The organism is Armatimonadota bacterium (genome assembly GCA_037138755.1).
Taxonomy (GTDB): Bacteria; Armatimonadota; Fimbriimonadia; order Fimbriimonadales; family Fimbriimonadaceae; genus Fimbriimonas.
In genome coordinates, this window is record JBAXHT010000001.1 from 534,635 (window position 1) to 550,250 (window position 15,616).

Below are 15,616 nucleotides of genomic sequence, written 5' to 3' on the forward strand. Positions count from 1 at the left end.
GCTGCGTAGACATACCAGTGCGGCAATGACCGCACATGGAGATTTCAGAGATGACCCCTCAACCCCTCGTCGACATTCAGGCTAGCCAAGATGAGCGCAATATCGCCATCGACAAGGTCGGCGTCAAGAAGGTCAAATACCCCATGCATGTCCGCGAGCGTGATAACGGACCGCAGTACACCGTCGGAGATTTCACTCTGACTGTTGACCTCCCAAAGGAATTCAAGGGAACCCACATGAGTCGTTTTCTTGAAGTTTTGGGTGAGCACAACCACGACATCAGCCCCGCAACGATCCCCGATATCCTCAATAAGCTTCGAGAAAAACTGAAGGCGGAGACAGCGCACCTTGAAGTCAATTTCAACCTGTTCCGAGCCAAGCCAGCTCCTGTCACTGGTAAGGTCGGAATGATGGGTTACGACTGCGGTTTCATCGCCAGCGGCGGAACCACAAACGACTTCTGGCTCCGCCTAGTGGTTCCGGTCACTACCCTGTGCCCATGCAGCAAAGAGATTTCGGAGTTTGGAGCCCACAACCAACGCGGCTACGTCAGCGTGAAGGTTAAAGCGGATGGCATTCTATGGCTCGAAGACGTCATCGACATGATCGAGGCCTCCGGCTCCGCCCAGCTCTATCCGGTTCTGAAGCGCCCAGACGAGAAATTTGTCACAGAGCAAGCCTACAAGAATCCTCGGTTCGTCGAGGACATGGTTCGAGAAGTCGCCCTTGCCTTCGACAAAGAATCGAGAATTTCAGCATACGAGATTGAGGTCGAGAACCACGAGTCGATTCACGACCATAACGCATACGCGTTCATTTCGCGGGAGAAGTAGTCAAGGTATTCCCGGCGTCTCGCCGGGGATTTGCTCAAGCCGCCTCGTCCGACTCGGCTAACTTGCGTGCCTGGTCGTCCTGAACGAGGCCATCCAACATCAGCTGAATATCGCCGTCCATAAACGTGTTCATGTTGTGAACAGTGAGCTTGATGCGGTGGTCCGTAATCCGGCTCTCCGGGAAGTGGTAGGTGCGTATCTTCTCGCTCCGGTCCCCGGAGCCAATTTGACCCTTTCGCATGCCCGATCGCTCGGCTTGGGTGCGCTCAACCTCCGCCTGATAAATCTTGGCGCGCAGAACTTCCATCGCGCGAAGCTTGTTCTGGGCCTGGCTCCGCTCGTCCTGGCAAGTCACAACGATGCCGCTCGGCTTATGAATTATCCGAATTGCCGTCTCGTTTTTCTGCATGTGCTGGCCACCCGCCGATGACGAACAAAACGTGCTGATTTCGAGGTCCTTCGGGTCAACCTGAACGTCAACTTCCTCAGCCTCCGGCAACACTGCAACCGTCACCGTCGACGTATGAATTCGCCCCTGGCTCTCCGTTGCCGGAACACGTTGCACACGATGGACCCCAGATTCGAACTTCAATTGATAGAACGCGCCCACCGCGTCAATCTTAAAAACGACTTTGCTCGCACCACCGATCCCACTCTCTTCAAGCTCGATAACTTCGACCTTCCAACGCCGCCGCTCGCACCAGCGCGAGTACATCCGAAAAAGTTCATTGGCAAAGAGAGCCGCTTCATCGCCACCGGCCGCGGGTCGAATCTCGATAATGACCGACTTGTCGTCATTGGCATCCTTCGGCACGAGCATCAGTTTTAGCTTCAGTTCCAACTCCTCGCGCCGACCCCGCAACGGCTCGATCTCCGCGAGAGCCAATTCCTTCATCTCGGGATCGTTGACCATCTCCTCGGCTTGCGAAAGATCGTCAAGAACTTTTCTGTACTCTCGAATGGTCTCAACGATTGGCAGAAGCTCCGCACGGAGTTTGCCTACCCGTTGCATTTCCTTAGGATTGCTGACAATCGAGATGTCGTTGTACTCGGCCTCAACGCTCTCAAACTTTTTCTCAATCTCAGCTAGTTTTGCGATCATACAACGAAGCGAAAGTGTACCGCCCCACCTAGTTCTACGCCAAAAACTAGGCGGCTTTTGGCTTCTCGGGCTTGCCAACACAAAGCCGGTCTCGGCCCGTTCGCTTAGCCTCATAGAGACCCAAGTCGGCCTCATGTAAGACTGAAGCGATAGTGTCATGCTTCTTGCCAACAGCGGACATGCCGATGGACGCCGTCACAGTACGATCCACCATCAAGTCGTCAACACGGGTTGTGCGAATTGACGCGAGCACTCGCTCGGCGACCTTGTGGGCGATCTCCAGGTCGGTTCGATCAAGTAGGATACAGAACTCTTCACCACCAAGTCGACCCAGGTAGTCGGTTGGACGCAAAACTCTCTGGCAAGACTGCGTGAATCGACGAAGGACTTCATCGCCAACAGGGTGACCGTAGTTATCGTTAATCGACTTAAAGTTGTCGATATCAACTACCAAAACAACGCCCGGACGACCTTGTGCATGGAATCGAGCCACGAAGTCGGTTCCGATTGCCAGAATGCGTCGGCGATTCAAAACACCGGTCAACTCATCAATCGTCGCCATGCGCTCAAGTTCTTGTTGAAGCTGTTCGCGCTCTCGAAGTGCCATCTCGAGCCGATCGTTTATCGCTGCAAGCTCGATATTTTTTGATTTCAAAAGTCGTGACTCAGCTTCCACCAGCTGAACCTGGTGGATCGACTGCATCTCTCGCAATCTTCGCTCGCTATCCTCGCTGAAGACCTCACGTTTGAGAGCAATATGCTCGTGAAGCATATCGAATGCCTTCTCGGCGTCACCTAACTTTCGATAGACTCCAGCCAGCTGTTCCATCGTCTTGGCTTCTTGAACGCGATTTCCGCTAAGTCGAGCCGTACGGAGTGCCCCCTTAAACGCCCGTTTCGATGTCAGGAATCGGCCTCGCTGAAACTCCATCACACCTCTGAACTGTTGTAGCGGCCACACGAGGTAGGTCTTCTTGTGTGTCTTAGCGAGACTGATCCCCTTTCTAAGAGCAAGCAGAGCTTGCAAAGGTTGCCCGTTTGCAAAAGAAATCTTCGCTATCGCAAGGCAGGCATCAACGGCATTGTTAAAGGAACGATTCTCTTCAAGGCTAACGAGAGCCGAGCGCAATGCATCTAGGTCAGATTCATTTTCGCCTAGTTCGAAGCTCACAGATGCAATCGCAATGGTGGATGACCAGAAGATCGTATCGTTTGCTCCTCGCTCAGCGGCAACTTTGGCGTGCTGGAAGTACTCTCTTGCCTTCAGCAAATCCTCTCGCTCTTCTGCGTTGACACCCAAGTTGAAGATCGCGATTGCCGCTACGTACAAGTTGCCCGATCGAGCAGCCTTCTCGTGCGCTTCGGTGAGCACAAGGTGGGCTCGTTGGAACATCCCTTTGTGGTGGTAGTAAAGCGAAACCGTCATGAGTGCACTGCACTCTCCGAACTCATCACCTATGGCTCGATAGATTTCTAGTGCCTGTTCGGCAAGGGCAAATCCTTCCTCCCGATCCTGGCTCGAAACCAGAGTTCCCAACGTGCGTAGAGCGTCTGCCTCACCTCGGCGATAACCGATCTGTTTTGACTTCGGCAAGACCTCGTCACAAATGTCTCTTGCGCGAGCCGGATTGAAGGAACGTAGGCGATACGCTTCCGCATTCATAGCATCAATCTTTGCCGTATCCAGACTGAGCCGATTTTCAGATCGTTTCATGCACCTGCACCCTCCTCAGGTGAAGTTTTGCCGTACTCATCAGTCTGACTACCCGGTATGCGTACCAGGTTAAGCCGCTTCCAATGTACGGCTCTGCGCTAGTCGATAAGTGTTGCGACCGGCTCGCTTTGCCTCGAAGAGCGCCATGTCGGCATGATGTAAGACATCGTAGAAGGAGGCATCAGATTCGTGAACTTCGGCGACTCCAATGCTCACGCTAAACTCACGATCCGGCAAGATATCCGCGGTAAACATCTTGCCGACCGCATCCATCACTCGCTTAACCGCCATCTGGGCACCTTGCAAGTCCGTATCGTGATGAACGATGCAAAATTCCTCCCCTCCAATGCGTCCGAAGACATCAAATCTACGCAATAATGCCTGGCAGCACTTTGTCAGTCGCCTCAACACCTCATCGCCAGTTGCGTGACCAAAGTTGTCATTGATCGACTTGAAATGGTCAACATCGATCACCGTAACTGAGAAAGGAGAGCCCGTATGTCGGTATCTTTCCATCTCCAAGATGCCGTCGTTCACGATTTGACGTCGGTTAACCGCGCCTGTTAACTCATCAGTTGACGCAATCCGCATCAGCTCATGCTGAAGCAAAGTCTGCTGCTCAAGCGACATTTGCAGGCGCTGGTTGATCTCGATTAGCTGATCAGATTTGGAAACTGCGGAATCAACTTTCCCGCAGAGGTGCCTTGCAACTGCCTCGTGGATAACTTCACTTAAGCGATACTCAGCATCGCTTGACTGGATATGACGCTGAAGCTCGATGTGTTGTAAGAAGTGACAGGCAGATTGCTCATAGAGTCCCGCCTTCTGTTCAGCAATTGCTAAATGAAACAACAGCTTGCCGAGACGAACTTTCAGGTTTGCCTTCGCTAAGGCTGTAGCTGTCCTGCGTAACCTCGAGATGTACTTCTTTTCATCTCCCAAAAAGAGCAGTGCGTTGGCATGGGCACACATCATTTTCGCTCGACAGCTTTCGTTGTGTAACAAGTCTTTTCGTTGCCGTGCTCGCCTTAGCGCAGTAATTACTTCGGCCCTCCGTCCAGTGCGTGCGCAAGCGTCAATATGCAAACAGAGCGCATCCGAAAGCGCCAGGATGTTCCCCGTCTCGCTGACCCCGGCAAAAAGGATTTCGATCTCCTGTTTCCACTCCGATTCATCACCATTTTCCACCAGGAGTCCGATGAGTCTTGTTCGGGACCTCCAATAGCTCCAATCGTTAACACCGTGACTACCCAACTCGATAGACTTTTCGAAATACTCTCGAGCTCTTTCTGATTCACCTTCCTTGCAGGCGAGCCACCCGAAATTGTAATAGATCAGAGAGAGTGAGTGTCTGTCTTTGATACTCTCAGAAATGGTGAGAGCTTCCTCCAAGGTCCTACGAGCACGGTCAAAACGATTATTCTGAACGTAATAGCAAAAAATGGGCATCAACGCCGAGGAAGTCTCCGTCATCATCCCGAGCGAAGTGAAAATCTCGATCGCGTGGACTGCAAGCGCGAACGCGTTCGACAATGACTGCTCAACTGATGCTGCTGCCAAGCTCCTGAGGGCGCAACCGTGCCCGTAAGCGTAGTCAATTTGAAGTGACTTCTCACGCGCTTGCTCGGCAAGCTGTTTGGCAATACTCGGGTTCGAGAGGCGTAAGGCGTACGCTCTCTCGTTCAAACCGTCAACTTCTAGCACTGTGCTGGAATAGTCCAACATTATAAATCACCCGAAAACTCCAGGAATGAGATTCCAGCTTCGGGGCTGATTTAACCTAGCAAAGTTGTCAGGCTTCAGCGCGTTTCTTGATCGCTTCGCTGGCCGCTTCGAGCTGAGACTTCACCAAGTGCAGAATCAATTTCTTCACCAACGGGCCGAGCGTTGGCACGTTGTACTCGTAGTCCAAAAACTGGTCGAACCGAGTTCCGCCGTTCTCTTCCGAAAACTTCCAGGTGCCTTCCATCTTGTCGTAATCCCCTTTCACCTGGGAAAATCGAGAAGAGGTTGTTGAATCATCCCATATCTCTTCCTGGGTCCATCGCACCTTCAGGTTGAACTGAGTAATCAAACCCACCCAGTCCGCCACGACTCGGCTTCCCTCGCGTGAGGTCACGACAAGGCTCTCAACCGCCTTCATATATTCGGGATATCGCTCGCTATCCTTTGCAATCGCATAGACTTTCTCGACGGGAGCATCAATCCAGATGGTAGTTTCGACAGTAGGCATCTCAGTTGCGTCAAACTATGTTGACGGCTCTCAGTCTACACGTTGACGTGTCCACTCTTTGTCGAGATTAAGCGTAGGAAATGTTGTGGAGTCGTTGAAGGCAGAGATGACAAGAAGTCAGAGCGTTCCCACCCAAATGCGGGCGGTTATCCTTGAGGCCCCTGGCGTCTTATCCCTCGGCTCGGTCGCGGTCCCATCTGTCGATCCAGGCGACATTCTCGTCCAAGTCGAAGCCGCTACCACCTGCGGAACGGATCTTAAGGCGTTCAAACGGGGCCACCCCCAGATTCCTATGCCCGGAGTCTTCGGCCACGAATACTCGGGAACCGTTGTTGCCGCTGGCGAAGGCGCAAAATTTCAAGTCGGAGATGCAGTTATGGGCGTCCACTCCGCCCCCTGCGGAGACTGCTTCTGGTGCCGCCGAAGCCAAGAAAACCTCTGTGAATCGATCATGTCTTCCAAGGTTCTCGGCTCATTCGCCGAATACCTTTTCGTTCCGAAAAGGATCGTCGAAAAGAACGTCTATACCAAACCAGACAATATCCCCTTCGACATCGCGTCGCTCCTCGAACCCTACTCCTGCGTCGCCCAAGCCGTGCGAGAAATGCAACTCGGCCTCGGAACTCCGAAAGGTCTCCATGAAGGCCTGAGAGTCCTCGTCATCGGCCCGGGAGCAATCGGTCTCCTGTTCGTAGCTGCGCTCGAACAGATCGGCGTTGACCACGTCACTCTCGCCGGGCGAAACCCCAATCGTCTTGCCGTCGGAGAACAGTTCGGCGCCGAAACGGTGAACGTCAACGATCTCAAACCCCAAGGCACCGGATACGACGTCGTCGTCGAGTGTACGGGACAAGTCGAAGTTTGGGAAAAGAGCATCGATTACGTTCGTCGAGGCGGAACCCTGGTCCTCTTTGGCGGCTGCGCCGGCGGAACCAGAGCCTCCTTCGACACCAAACGAGTCCATTACGACCAAATCTCCATCCTCTCTCCCTTCCACTTCGGCACCACAGCCGTCAAGCAAGCTCGTCAATGGATTCTTGAGTCCAACGTTGATCTATCGCTCTTGCTCAGCGGCGAAAGAACGCTCGAAGAAGTAGAATCTACATTCAAAGATCTCGAAGCCGGGACCGGGATCAAGTACGTCATTCGCCCATGAAGCTCGCACGTTATGTCGGAGATGGCAAGGTCGCCATCATGGAAGAAGTCGAACCGACTTGCCCTGAAGGCGGCCTCCTCATCCAAACCGAAGCCTGCGGCCTCTGTAGTGGCGAGCTCATGTCCTGGTACATGGACAAAAAAGTGCCGCACGTCATCGGCCACGAAGTCAGCGGCATCGTTGTAGAATCCCAGGACGCCCGCTTCCCCGTCGGCAGCAAAGTATTCCCCCACCACCACGCCCCCTGCGGCGAATGCGAATACTGCAAAACCGGTCGCAGCGTCCACTGCGCCCAGTGGAAAACTACTAAACTCAACCCCGGCGGCATGGCGGAACGCTTCGCCGTCCCCATCGGAAACCTTACCGACACCCTGATCACCAACTCCCTCCGAGCCGTCGACGCCGCCCTCATCGAGCCTTTCGCCTGCGTCCTCAAAGCCCTTCGCGTTGCCCAAAGGCAAGAAAAACCCGCCGTGATCGGCCTTGGTGTCATGGGCCTCATGCACCTGATCGCACTTGGCGATGGAGCCGTTGGCTACGACATCAACCCGTTAAGAGTCGCTTGGGCAAAGCGGCTGGGCCTCGACGTCCGCCTCAGCAAGAATCTCGAAGCCAACGCCCACGACACCATCTACGTCTGCCCAGGAACCCAACAAGCCTTCGAAGACGCCGTGAAAATTGCCCAGCCCGGAGCACGAATCTGTATGTTCGCCCCGCTAGCACCAGACCAAAAACTCCAGGTCCCCCAAGAGGTCTATTTCCGCGACATCAGCATCGTCAGCGCCTACTCTTGCGGACCCGAAGACACCCGAGCCGCGTGGGATCTGATCAACAAAGGCCGTCTCAAAGCCGAGCAAGTCGTCAGCGATTTCATCGGCCTTGACGAGCTACCGAGTGCATATCTGGCAATGAAACGGGGCGAAATCCTTAAGCCAATGGTGATATTCCAAAACTAAACCTGGAATCACTCGTCCAAACTAGTACCGATGATGCTTGCTACCGCGCTCTATATGGCAGGTTCGCTGGCGTTATTCACCGGCGACGGGCAGGACACCGTAAAGGTCGACCCAAAGAAACTCCGAGAGATCCAGGCGTTCGAGCGCGAACTCGACGAGGATAGGCGTATCGGTAAAGAAGCCGCCGAATACTACGACAAGGAGTATCGGTCCACCAAAGATCCCGCCAACCAAAAGCGCGTCGAAGAAATCGCGGCTAAACTCTCGCTTGTTGCAAACAGCCAAGCCGGTTTCAAAACCCTCTGGGGTGAAAAGCGACACTTCATGCTGGAGTACAAGTTCAAGGTTGTTGACAGCAAGGATATCAACGCATTCTCCCTACCTGGCGGGTACATCTACGTTTACGACGGCCTCGTCAAATTCGCTCAAAGCGATGACGAGCTCGCCGGAGTGCTCGCCCACGAAATCTGCCACGCCTCCCAGAGGCATATGGCATACATGCAAAAAGAGCAGTCCAAGCTCGGTGCCGTCCAGATTCCCCTTATCCTCGCCTCGATCCTCACCGGCTCCAACGCCGGAGCCCTCGCCGGTAGCCTCCTCGGAACCGCCGTCACCAACGGCTGGAGTGTGAAGGCCGAAGAGAGCGCCGACAATGGCGGAGCCCAGCTCATGATCGCTACCGGCTACAACCCAACCGGAATGATCACCTTCATGGAACGCCTGCAAATGGAGCAAGGTGCAATGGAAAAAGTCATTGACCTCGGCATCTATCGCACCCACCCACCGTCCCGCAAACGCGCCGAATCCATCGAAGCGTTCATGAAGTCGAACTCGATTCCGGTTCGCCGAAGCGCGGTAACCGCCTCCTTCCGAGTCACTGCCGCCGAATTCACCCCCGGCACGTACCTACTCAAGTTTGGGCAACGAAAACTCTTCGCCGTTGGCGGAGACAACCCCAAAGCCAGAGCCGCTGAACTGACGAAACGCCTCAACGAATTCTTCGACACTGTCCCCGAAATGTACGAAATCACAGTCGGTGACCAAGGCGAGGTCTTCGGTCGCAACCGCCTCCTGGTCCGCTTCGACGAAGACGATGCTCAGGTCAACAACAGCACCGTGCAGAAAATGCAAGAAGACGCCAGCAAAGCCCTCCGCTCCTGCGCGTTCAGCCTCGCTTATCACATTTGGGAAGGCCGGGGCTAAAGCCCCGGGCATTAGGCCCCACCATTGAACTCTTTCAGGAAGGGCGGCGTCTTTGCCGCCAACCCAACTCATTGGGAGGAAACAGAACAATGAAGATTCGAAAAATCAGCCTCGTCATCATCGCTCTTGCCGCTTTTGGAGTGGCAACGGCTCAGAACCCGACGCAAGGTTCGGCTCAGGGCAAAACCGCTCGAAACAAGACCGTTAATCACCAGCAAGGTGAGAAGGTTTTCCGAAATGCGATTCAGGAAATCGAGAAAGGAATGCGCGACCTCAAGGGCGCACTTCACATCTACGATGGCCACCGAGCCGAGGCCATTCAGTATGGTGCAATTGCCATCGGCGAGCTTCGCATCGGACGAATCGAGAACCGTCAGCAGTCGGCTCAACGCAAGGAGTCGGACAATGAAGATCGGCGCAAGTATTCAGACGATCAGATTCGAAAGAGCAACGCCAAGCTAGTCGAGGCCAGTGGCCACTACGAGCGCGCTTTGGTGATGCTACAGAAGACAACTGGTGACTACAACGGTCATAAGGTGAACGCAATGCAGAATCTAAAGAGCGGAATTCAGCAGATCCAACTTGCTCTCAAGCATGTTGGAAGTCAGATCAACCCCTGATCTCGAGCTCACCGCAAGACAATCCCTCTCTCTGACTTAGAGAGAGGGATTGTCTGTTTGGCTTGGAAAAGGTTCTAAGTTTAGCCTGAGGGGTCGAGGGAGTCGAGGTATCGAATTGGGTTGTGACACAGCTTCGGGGTTGTGCACGCGAAGAGATGTGTCACTTTTAAGTTCAAATGTTTAAGTTTGTGCATTTGAGTGTGATCATCTGCTGGGGAATTATTCCGGGTTGATCTTGGTTAGTTTGCCCAATCTTCGCGTCTGCATGTTTGTTGGGCACAATGGGCACTTTGGTGAACGCCTTTTGTGGGGTGCCGACGTGAAGGTTTTGAGGGGACGATTCGAATCTCAGTCACGCAAAACTTGCATCATTACCTACAAGCGAGGAAATCGGGGGTTTGTCAACCTTGTTTGATGCATATTTGCTGACAGCTCGATGAGCGGCCCGAGACTTTGAGCTAGTCATCACTTGGAAGTGCTTGGCGAGATCGGAAGGCTGTTCACGCTTAAGCTAGGCTCCTCTGTCAGCCAAGCACTCGGCGGAGATCGCTTTAACGCGCCACCCAAACTACTTCTGCTTGCCCCGCCCACGCAAGTGGCTCGTCGTGGAAACACGGGAAAGCACCTGATCCAGAAGCAAAATTGGGTATGAAGTCTCAATCTGTTTCAGCATTAAACAAGAATGTTTCTTGACGAAAAAATTGCTTCGGGATTGGTCTCGTAGGTATGTCCGTGGCAGGGTTGCCACAACGAGAAAAACCATGAAGACCTCATCATTTTTTCTAGCCCTCGCAGTTGCGGGCTTGACCCTCTTAGGATGCGGAGGACTCTCCGGAGGCACCTCCGAGTCCAAGCTGCGCGTGATCCACGCGTCGCCCGATGCACCCAACGTTGACGTTGTTGTGGGCGGTACGGTGGCCTTTACCAACGTGCCGTATTTCGCCGAGGGTGTCAGCACCGTTAAGGCAGGGACCACTCAAATCCAAGTTCGGCCCACGGGCACATCGACCAACGTCATCAACGCAAGCCCAGCGCTCACGACTGGTAACCTCACGACGGTTCTGGCAGTGAACAACGTCGCTTCGATCGAACCCCTCGTAGTGGCAGATCCGGACTTTGGTCCAGGCCCGGGTCAAGCCAGACTCAGACTTGTTCACGCTTCCCCAAGCACGGGCAACGTTGACATTTACATCACTTCTCCGACTGCAACTTTGCCCGCGACTCCGACGTTGGCAAACGTGCCTTTCAAGGGTGTCAGTGACGCACTGACGGTTTCCGCGGGCAGCTACCGCGTGCGCATCACCCCTGCTGGAGTTCCTGGCACCGTGGCGATTGACACTGGCTCAATTGCGCTTCCTTCGAACTCGGCGACCATCGCGGTTGCCCTTGATAAGGCAGGCGGCGGATCGCCTCTGACCGCTCGCACCTACACGGCGAGTTACTAAACATGTCAATCCCAGCCTCGAGTCGTGCGGGGCTGGGAGCGAATCTAGCCCAAGTTGCCCAGGTTAAACGCGATGGCTTCTTGGATGTGCTGGTCCCAGTACTCCCAAGTGTGGGCACCGGGGAACTCTTGGTATTCGTGAGCGATGCCTGCTTCGTTGAACAGCTTGTGCATGCCCCGGTTTTGTTCGAGGAGGAAGTCTTCGGTGCCGACGTCGATGCGAATGGCGGGTTTAGGGTCAGCTTCTTTGGCTAGGGCGAGGAGGTCGTTGGGGCCGCCGGGTTGTTTGACTTCGCCGAAGTTGAGAAGCTGTTGTTTAAGGAAGCCATCGTCATCCGCTCGGTGACCTTCGCCTTGAGCGGGGTAGTTGTGGCCGATCATGAGCGCCCCCGAATGGGAGACGGCGGAGCGGAAGAGGACGGGGTGTTCGAGGGCGACGCGGAGGGCTCCGTACCCGCCCATCGACAGGCCAGCCGTACACCAACCACCGTCGATGTTGTACCAATGGCGCAGGTGGTCGGGGAGTTCGTCGGCGATGGCGGTGAGGTACTGGTAGCCATTCACCGCGTTGACGTAGAAGCTGTGTCCGCCGTCGGGCATGACGACGATGAGAGGCTTTCCCTCGAGGTAGCGCTCGATGCTGGTTCGGCGCTGCCAGATGGTGTAGTCGTCACTGTAGCCGTGGAGGAGCAGCATGCAATGGTAGGGCCGCGGGACGTCTGCGTCAGGATGGATGACATAGGCCCCCATCGCTCGGTTGAGAGATTGGGAGAAGTAGTTGACGTGATGCAGGGCCATGGGCGGGTTTTACCTTTGTTTACTGGAAGCTGTAGGGCGGCCGGAAGACGCCGCTTTCGGTGATGATGTACGAGATCAGCTCGCCGGGGGTGACGTCGAAACCGGGGTTGAAGACGGGGCAGTTGTCGGGGGCGACTTGGACGCCTTCGATGTGAGTGATCTCGGTGCCGGTGCGCTCTTCGATGGGTATGAGGTCGCCGCTGGCCAGGCTGGGATCAAAAGTGCTTGAAGGGGCGGCGATAGCGAACGGAATGTTGTGGTGCTTGGCGAGAACGGCGAGCATATAGGTTCCGATCTTGTTGGCGGTGTCGCCGTTAGCGGTAATGCGGTCGGCTCCGGCGATGACGAAGTCGACCTTTCCGGCTCGCATGATCGAGGCCGCCATTCCGTCGCTGATGCTGTGGAAGGGGATTTTGTCGTGCATCAGTTCGAACGCGGTGAGACGGAGGCCTTGCTGGCGGGGCCGAGTTTCGCAGGACCAGACGTGGATGTCTTTGTCCTTTTCGTAGGCGGATCGGATGACGCCGAGGGCGGTTCCGTGGCCGGCAGTGGCAAGGGCCCCGGTGTTGCAGATCGTTAGGATGTTTGCTTTTGCCGGGATCAACGGGGCTCCGTGGCTACCGATGGCGAGGTTCATATCGAGATCTTCTTTCTCAATTTGTTGTGCGGTTTCAAGGATGTTGTTTTGATTCTGTTGGATTCTATCTAGAGCCCAGAAAAGATTGACGGCGGTGGGTCTTGATTCTCTGAGGACCTTGTCGGCTGCGGTGAGGTCATCTCCGTTCTGCGCAGCGAGAGCCATACCGTAGGCGGCGGCGATCCCGATGGCGGGGGCACCTCGGACGACCATTTCACGAATTCCCTCGGCGACGCCGGCGGCAGTGGTGTAGCGAATCCATTCGACCTTGGTCGGAAGGATTCGCTGATCCAGCATTTCAAGCGCGCCGTCGGTCCAGCGGAGGGGGGTGAGCATGTCTTCTAGTTTATCTTTTGGAGTGCGGTGGCATGGCACCGCTTTTGCTTCTAGCGACTTGTCGCGGTGTCCGTGTGCAAACTACTGACGGGAGCCGAGCAAGCTCGGCACATTCAAAGCGGTGCCATGCCACCGCACTCCAGATCAGAGTCCTAGAACTCGCTGCATCAACGCCTTTTGGGCATGGAGGCGGTTCTCAGCTTGATCATTAACTGCGCTTTGGGCGGAATCCATGACGCCATCCGTGACTTCGAGTCCGCGCCGGGCCGGTAGGCAGTGCAAGAAGATCGCGTTGGGGTCGGCCATGGCCATCACTCGTTCGTTCACCTGGAACGGCTGGAAGATCTTCATTCGGTGCTCCTGCTCGTGCTCGTCGCCCATCGAGACCCAGACATCGGTGTACACGACTTTGGCGTCGGTCAGACCTTCTTCGAGTGAGGCTGTCTGATGAAGACCAGGCAGCGGATCAAGTCGGAAGTTCTCGGGACCGCAGATGGTGACCGGGTAACCCATTCGAGTTGCAAGCTTAGCAAGCGAGCGGGAGACGTTGTTGGCGTCACCGACGTAGGTGATTTTCACCTTTTCATCGCCAAACTTTTCCTTGATCGTGAGCATGTCAGCAAGGGCTTGGCAAGGATGCTCCCACTCGGTGAGGGCGTTGATAACCGGAGCGTCGCAGTTGTCGGCGAGGACGTGGAGATCCTTCTGCCAGTAGAGACGGGCGACAACCATCGTGCACCACCTTGAGAGATTCTGGGCAACGTCTTTCATCGCCTCGCGCGAGCCGATTCCGATGTCGGCTTTGGTGAGATAAATCGGGTGGGCGCCAAGTTCGTAAAGGGCGGTTTCGAAGGAGACTCTCGTTCTCAGCGAGGACTTCTCGAAGACCATTGCCACACTTCGGCCCTCTACAGGTGTGATGGCGGAAGGGGCAAGTTTGCGGCGTTGCTTCAGATAGGAAGCAAGGTCGAGGACATCATCGATCTGAGAGTCCATGAGGTCGTCAATGGAGAGCAGGTCACCGTACGGCTTCCTGGTGACGCGGCTTGTTGCTCCCAGAGAAACAGGTTTTGGTGCCTCGACTCCGAGGACCTCGGCGACAATTGCAAGGCACTGTTGAACCTGCTCAGGGGAGATGATGAGCGGCGGCACGAAGCGGAGAGTGTGTTCATCGGTGGCGTTGATGATGAGCCTTTTATCGAACGCCTCGCGGACAACATCTCTTGCGATGGGCTTTTCAAGCTTTGCTCCTACCATGAGACCCATACCAGTAGTCTCAACTACTCCTTTGAGTTGTTTCAAGCCCTCGGCAAGAAGCTTGCCAGTGGCTTTCACTTGGTCCATGATATCGGTGTGCTCGATCGTATCGATAACCGCCAATGCACAGGCAGCTGAGATCGGCGAGCCGCCAAAGGTGGAACCGTGGTCTCCAGCTTCGAGGATGGATGCCGCCTTGCCTGCCGTGAGACAGGCTCCGATCGGTTGTCCGCCGCCGAGACCTTTAGCGAGGAGCATGACGTCGGGTCGGATTCCGTGGTGTTGGAAGCAGAACCAAGCTCCAGTTCTGCCGACGCCGCTTTGCACTTCGTCGAGCATCAGGAGCGCGTCGTGCTCTCGGCAGAGTCGCTCGGCTTCGACAAGAAACTCAGTAGTGAGAGCTAGTACCCCGCCTTCACCCATTATCGGCTCAAGGAGGATCGCTGCTGTTTTGTGGCTAAATGCTTCTTTCAGCTCGTCAAGGTTGTTTGCCTCGATATGCTTAACGCCTGGCATCAAAGGCTCAAACGGTCGCTGGTAGCGGCGTTGCCCGGTGGCGGAAAGCGCCCCGATCGTTCGCCCGTGGAAAGACTTTTGCAACGTAATGATTTCGTAGTCGCCGTCGGGGCGCTTGGTGTTCCCGTGCTTCTTGGCGATTTTGAGAGCGGTTTCGTTTGCGGTCGCTCCGCAAGGTGTAAAGAACACCTTATCCATTCCGGAGAGACGGCAGAGCTTTTCGGCAAGTTGGGCCTGGGGGGCCGTCAGGAGGATGTTGGAAGTGTGGATGAGCTGCTGGGCCTGGCGAGTAATCGCTGCAACCATGGCGGGGTGGCAGTGCCCGAGGCTGTTGACGGCGATACCGGCGAGGAAGTCGAGGTATTCTTTGCCACGGTTGTCCCAAAGGATTGCGCCCGAGCCCTGCACGAACAGGGCAGGTTGTCGGTTATAGGTTGGCGTCACATACTCGGTGTCGAGCGATTTGATGGTGTCGTATTTCAGCATGATAAGAAAAGAGTGCAAGAATCCGGCGGCGGATCGGGTGAGGAGGAGTTTTGGGGGAATCGGAAGGAGCGACTTTGCTCGGGCGGAAGCGATTCCCCTAAATACGACGCGATGCGCGACGACGGGCTACCAGCGCAACCGCGCCGACGAAGTTCGGATTGAACTCAGTTGTAACCACAAACGTAGCTTAGCACGAAAAAAACTTAGATGAATCGTTTGCAAACGTTCTCGCGTACACTATAATGACTCTGCAACGCGGTTCAACGTACAAGTACGGGGGAACGCCGTGGGGCAAAAACTACACTCAGGAGGTGTAAAGGATAAA

The 15,616-nt window shown here is 55.1% G+C and carries 13 protein-coding genes; 6 read left to right on the forward strand and 7 right to left on the reverse strand.

Translation table 11 applies throughout. The annotated features are described in order from the left end of the window. The first annotated feature begins 35 nt into the window (after positions 1 to 35). Positions 36 to 833 (forward strand): GTP cyclohydrolase FolE2, encoded by a 798-nt coding sequence (gene folE2, locus WCK51_02530; GenBank protein MEI7575741.1) that lies wholly within the window; start codon positions 36 to 38, stop codon positions 831 to 833. A gap of 34 nt (positions 834 to 867) precedes the next feature. Here the strand turns inward: folE2 and prfA are convergent, their stop codons facing one another. From prfA to WCK51_02550, 4 genes are all read right to left on the reverse strand, one after another. Further along, positions 868 to 1,935, reverse strand: coding sequence for a peptide chain release factor 1 (prfA, locus tag WCK51_02535; protein ID MEI7575742.1), 1,068 nt, complete (start codon positions 1,933 to 1,935; stop codon positions 868 to 870). A gap of 46 nt (positions 1,936 to 1,981) precedes the next feature. Continuing rightward, a complete protein-coding gene (locus WCK51_02540; protein ID MEI7575743.1) occupies positions 1,982 to 3,649 on the reverse strand; it encodes a diguanylate cyclase in 1,668 nt (555 codons plus the stop codon). A gap of 69 nt (positions 3,650 to 3,718) precedes the next feature. After that, positions 3,719 to 5,353: a diguanylate cyclase gene (locus WCK51_02545; GenBank protein ID MEI7575744.1), complete on the reverse strand. Its 1,635-nt coding sequence runs from the start codon at positions 5,351 to 5,353 to the stop codon at positions 3,719 to 3,721. A gap of 88 nt (positions 5,354 to 5,441) precedes the next feature. Beyond that, positions 5,442 to 5,882, reverse strand: a complete 441-nt coding sequence (locus tag WCK51_02550) for an SRPBCC family protein (protein ID MEI7575745.1) — start codon at positions 5,880 to 5,882, stop codon at positions 5,442 to 5,444. 106 nt (positions 5,883 to 5,988) lie between these two features. On the opposite strand from WCK51_02550, the gene WCK51_02555 reads away from it, so the two are divergent. From WCK51_02555 to WCK51_02575, 5 genes are all read left to right on the forward strand, one after another. Beyond that, the gene (locus tag WCK51_02555) at positions 5,989 to 7,038 is read left to right on the forward strand and encodes an alcohol dehydrogenase catalytic domain-containing protein (GenBank protein ID MEI7575746.1); all 1,050 of its coding nucleotides are present in this window, start codon (positions 5,989 to 5,991) and stop codon (positions 7,036 to 7,038) included. Next, positions 7,035 to 7,994, forward strand: coding sequence for an alcohol dehydrogenase catalytic domain-containing protein (locus WCK51_02560; GenBank protein ID MEI7575747.1), 960 nt, complete (start codon positions 7,035 to 7,037; stop codon positions 7,992 to 7,994). Before WCK51_02555 ends, WCK51_02560 begins: the two co-directional genes overlap by 4 nt. 30 nt (positions 7,995 to 8,024) lie before the next feature. Then, positions 8,025 to 9,197: a M48 family metallopeptidase gene (locus tag WCK51_02565; protein ID MEI7575748.1), complete on the forward strand. Its 1,173-nt coding sequence runs from the start codon at positions 8,025 to 8,027 to the stop codon at positions 9,195 to 9,197. 89 nt (positions 9,198 to 9,286) lie between these two features. Beyond that, positions 9,287 to 9,817 carry a hypothetical protein gene (locus WCK51_02570; GenBank protein MEI7575749.1) on the forward strand — a complete coding sequence of 177 codons (531 nt, stop codon included), beginning with the start codon at positions 9,287 to 9,289 and terminating at the stop codon, positions 9,815 to 9,817. 761 nt (positions 9,818 to 10,578) lie between these two features. Further along, positions 10,579 to 11,262 (forward strand): DUF4397 domain-containing protein, encoded by a 684-nt coding sequence (locus WCK51_02575; protein ID MEI7575750.1) that lies wholly within the window; start codon positions 10,579 to 10,581, stop codon positions 11,260 to 11,262. 44 nt (positions 11,263 to 11,306) lie between these two features. Here WCK51_02575 and WCK51_02580 read toward each other — a convergent pair whose 3' ends face one another. The 3 genes from WCK51_02580 to WCK51_02590 form a co-directional block, all read right to left on the reverse strand. Then, positions 11,307 to 12,059 (reverse strand): alpha/beta hydrolase family protein, encoded by a 753-nt coding sequence (locus WCK51_02580; GenBank protein MEI7575751.1) that lies wholly within the window; start codon positions 12,057 to 12,059, stop codon positions 11,307 to 11,309. A gap of 19 nt (positions 12,060 to 12,078) precedes the next feature. Next, complete coding sequence (gene mtnA, locus WCK51_02585; protein ID MEI7575752.1) at positions 12,079 to 13,032, reverse strand: S-methyl-5-thioribose-1-phosphate isomerase; 954 nt, start codon at positions 13,030 to 13,032, stop codon at positions 12,079 to 12,081. 144 nt (positions 13,033 to 13,176) lie between these two features. Further along, entirely contained in the window at positions 13,177 to 15,291 is a 2,115-nt protein-coding gene (locus WCK51_02590) for an acetylornithine transaminase (protein ID MEI7575753.1), read from the reverse strand. Positions 15,292 to 15,616 lie beyond the last annotated feature (325 nt).

What these genes read in the sequence shown, in the direction of transcription:
- WCK51_02540 (MEI7575743.1), bottom strand. Translation starts at nt 3,649, where the DNA reads ATGAAACGATCTGAAAATCGGCTCAGTCTGGATACGGCAAAGATTGAT.
- WCK51_02565 (MEI7575748.1), top strand. Translation starts at nt 8,025, where the DNA reads ATGATGCTTGCTACCGCGCTCTATATGGCAGGTTCGCTGGCGTTATTC.
- mtnA (MEI7575752.1), bottom strand. Translation starts at nt 13,032, where the DNA reads ATGCTCACCCCCCTCCGCTGGACCGACGGCGCGCTTGAAATGCTGGAT.
- WCK51_02575 (MEI7575750.1), top strand. Translation starts at nt 10,579, where the DNA reads ATGAAGACCTCATCATTTTTTCTAGCCCTCGCAGTTGCGGGCTTGACC.
- WCK51_02580 (MEI7575751.1), bottom strand. Translation starts at nt 12,059, where the DNA reads ATGGCCCTGCATCACGTCAACTACTTCTCCCAATCTCTCAACCGAGCG.
- WCK51_02560 (MEI7575747.1), top strand. Translation starts at nt 7,035, where the DNA reads ATGAAGCTCGCACGTTATGTCGGAGATGGCAAGGTCGCCATCATGGAA.
- WCK51_02550 (MEI7575745.1), bottom strand. Translation starts at nt 5,882, where the DNA reads ATGCCTACTGTCGAAACTACCATCTGGATTGATGCTCCCGTCGAGAAA.
- prfA (MEI7575742.1), bottom strand. Translation starts at nt 1,935, where the DNA reads ATGATCGCAAAACTAGCTGAGATTGAGAAAAAGTTTGAGAGCGTTGAG.
- folE2 (MEI7575741.1), top strand. Translation starts at nt 36, where the DNA reads ATGGAGATTTCAGAGATGACCCCTCAACCCCTCGTCGACATTCAGGCT.
- WCK51_02555 (MEI7575746.1), top strand. Translation starts at nt 5,989, where the DNA reads ATGACAAGAAGTCAGAGCGTTCCCACCCAAATGCGGGCGGTTATCCTT.
- WCK51_02570 (MEI7575749.1), top strand. Translation starts at nt 9,287, where the DNA reads ATGAAGATTCGAAAAATCAGCCTCGTCATCATCGCTCTTGCCGCTTTT.
- WCK51_02590 (MEI7575753.1), bottom strand. Translation starts at nt 15,291, where the DNA reads ATGCTGAAATACGACACCATCAAATCGCTCGACACCGAGTATGTGACG.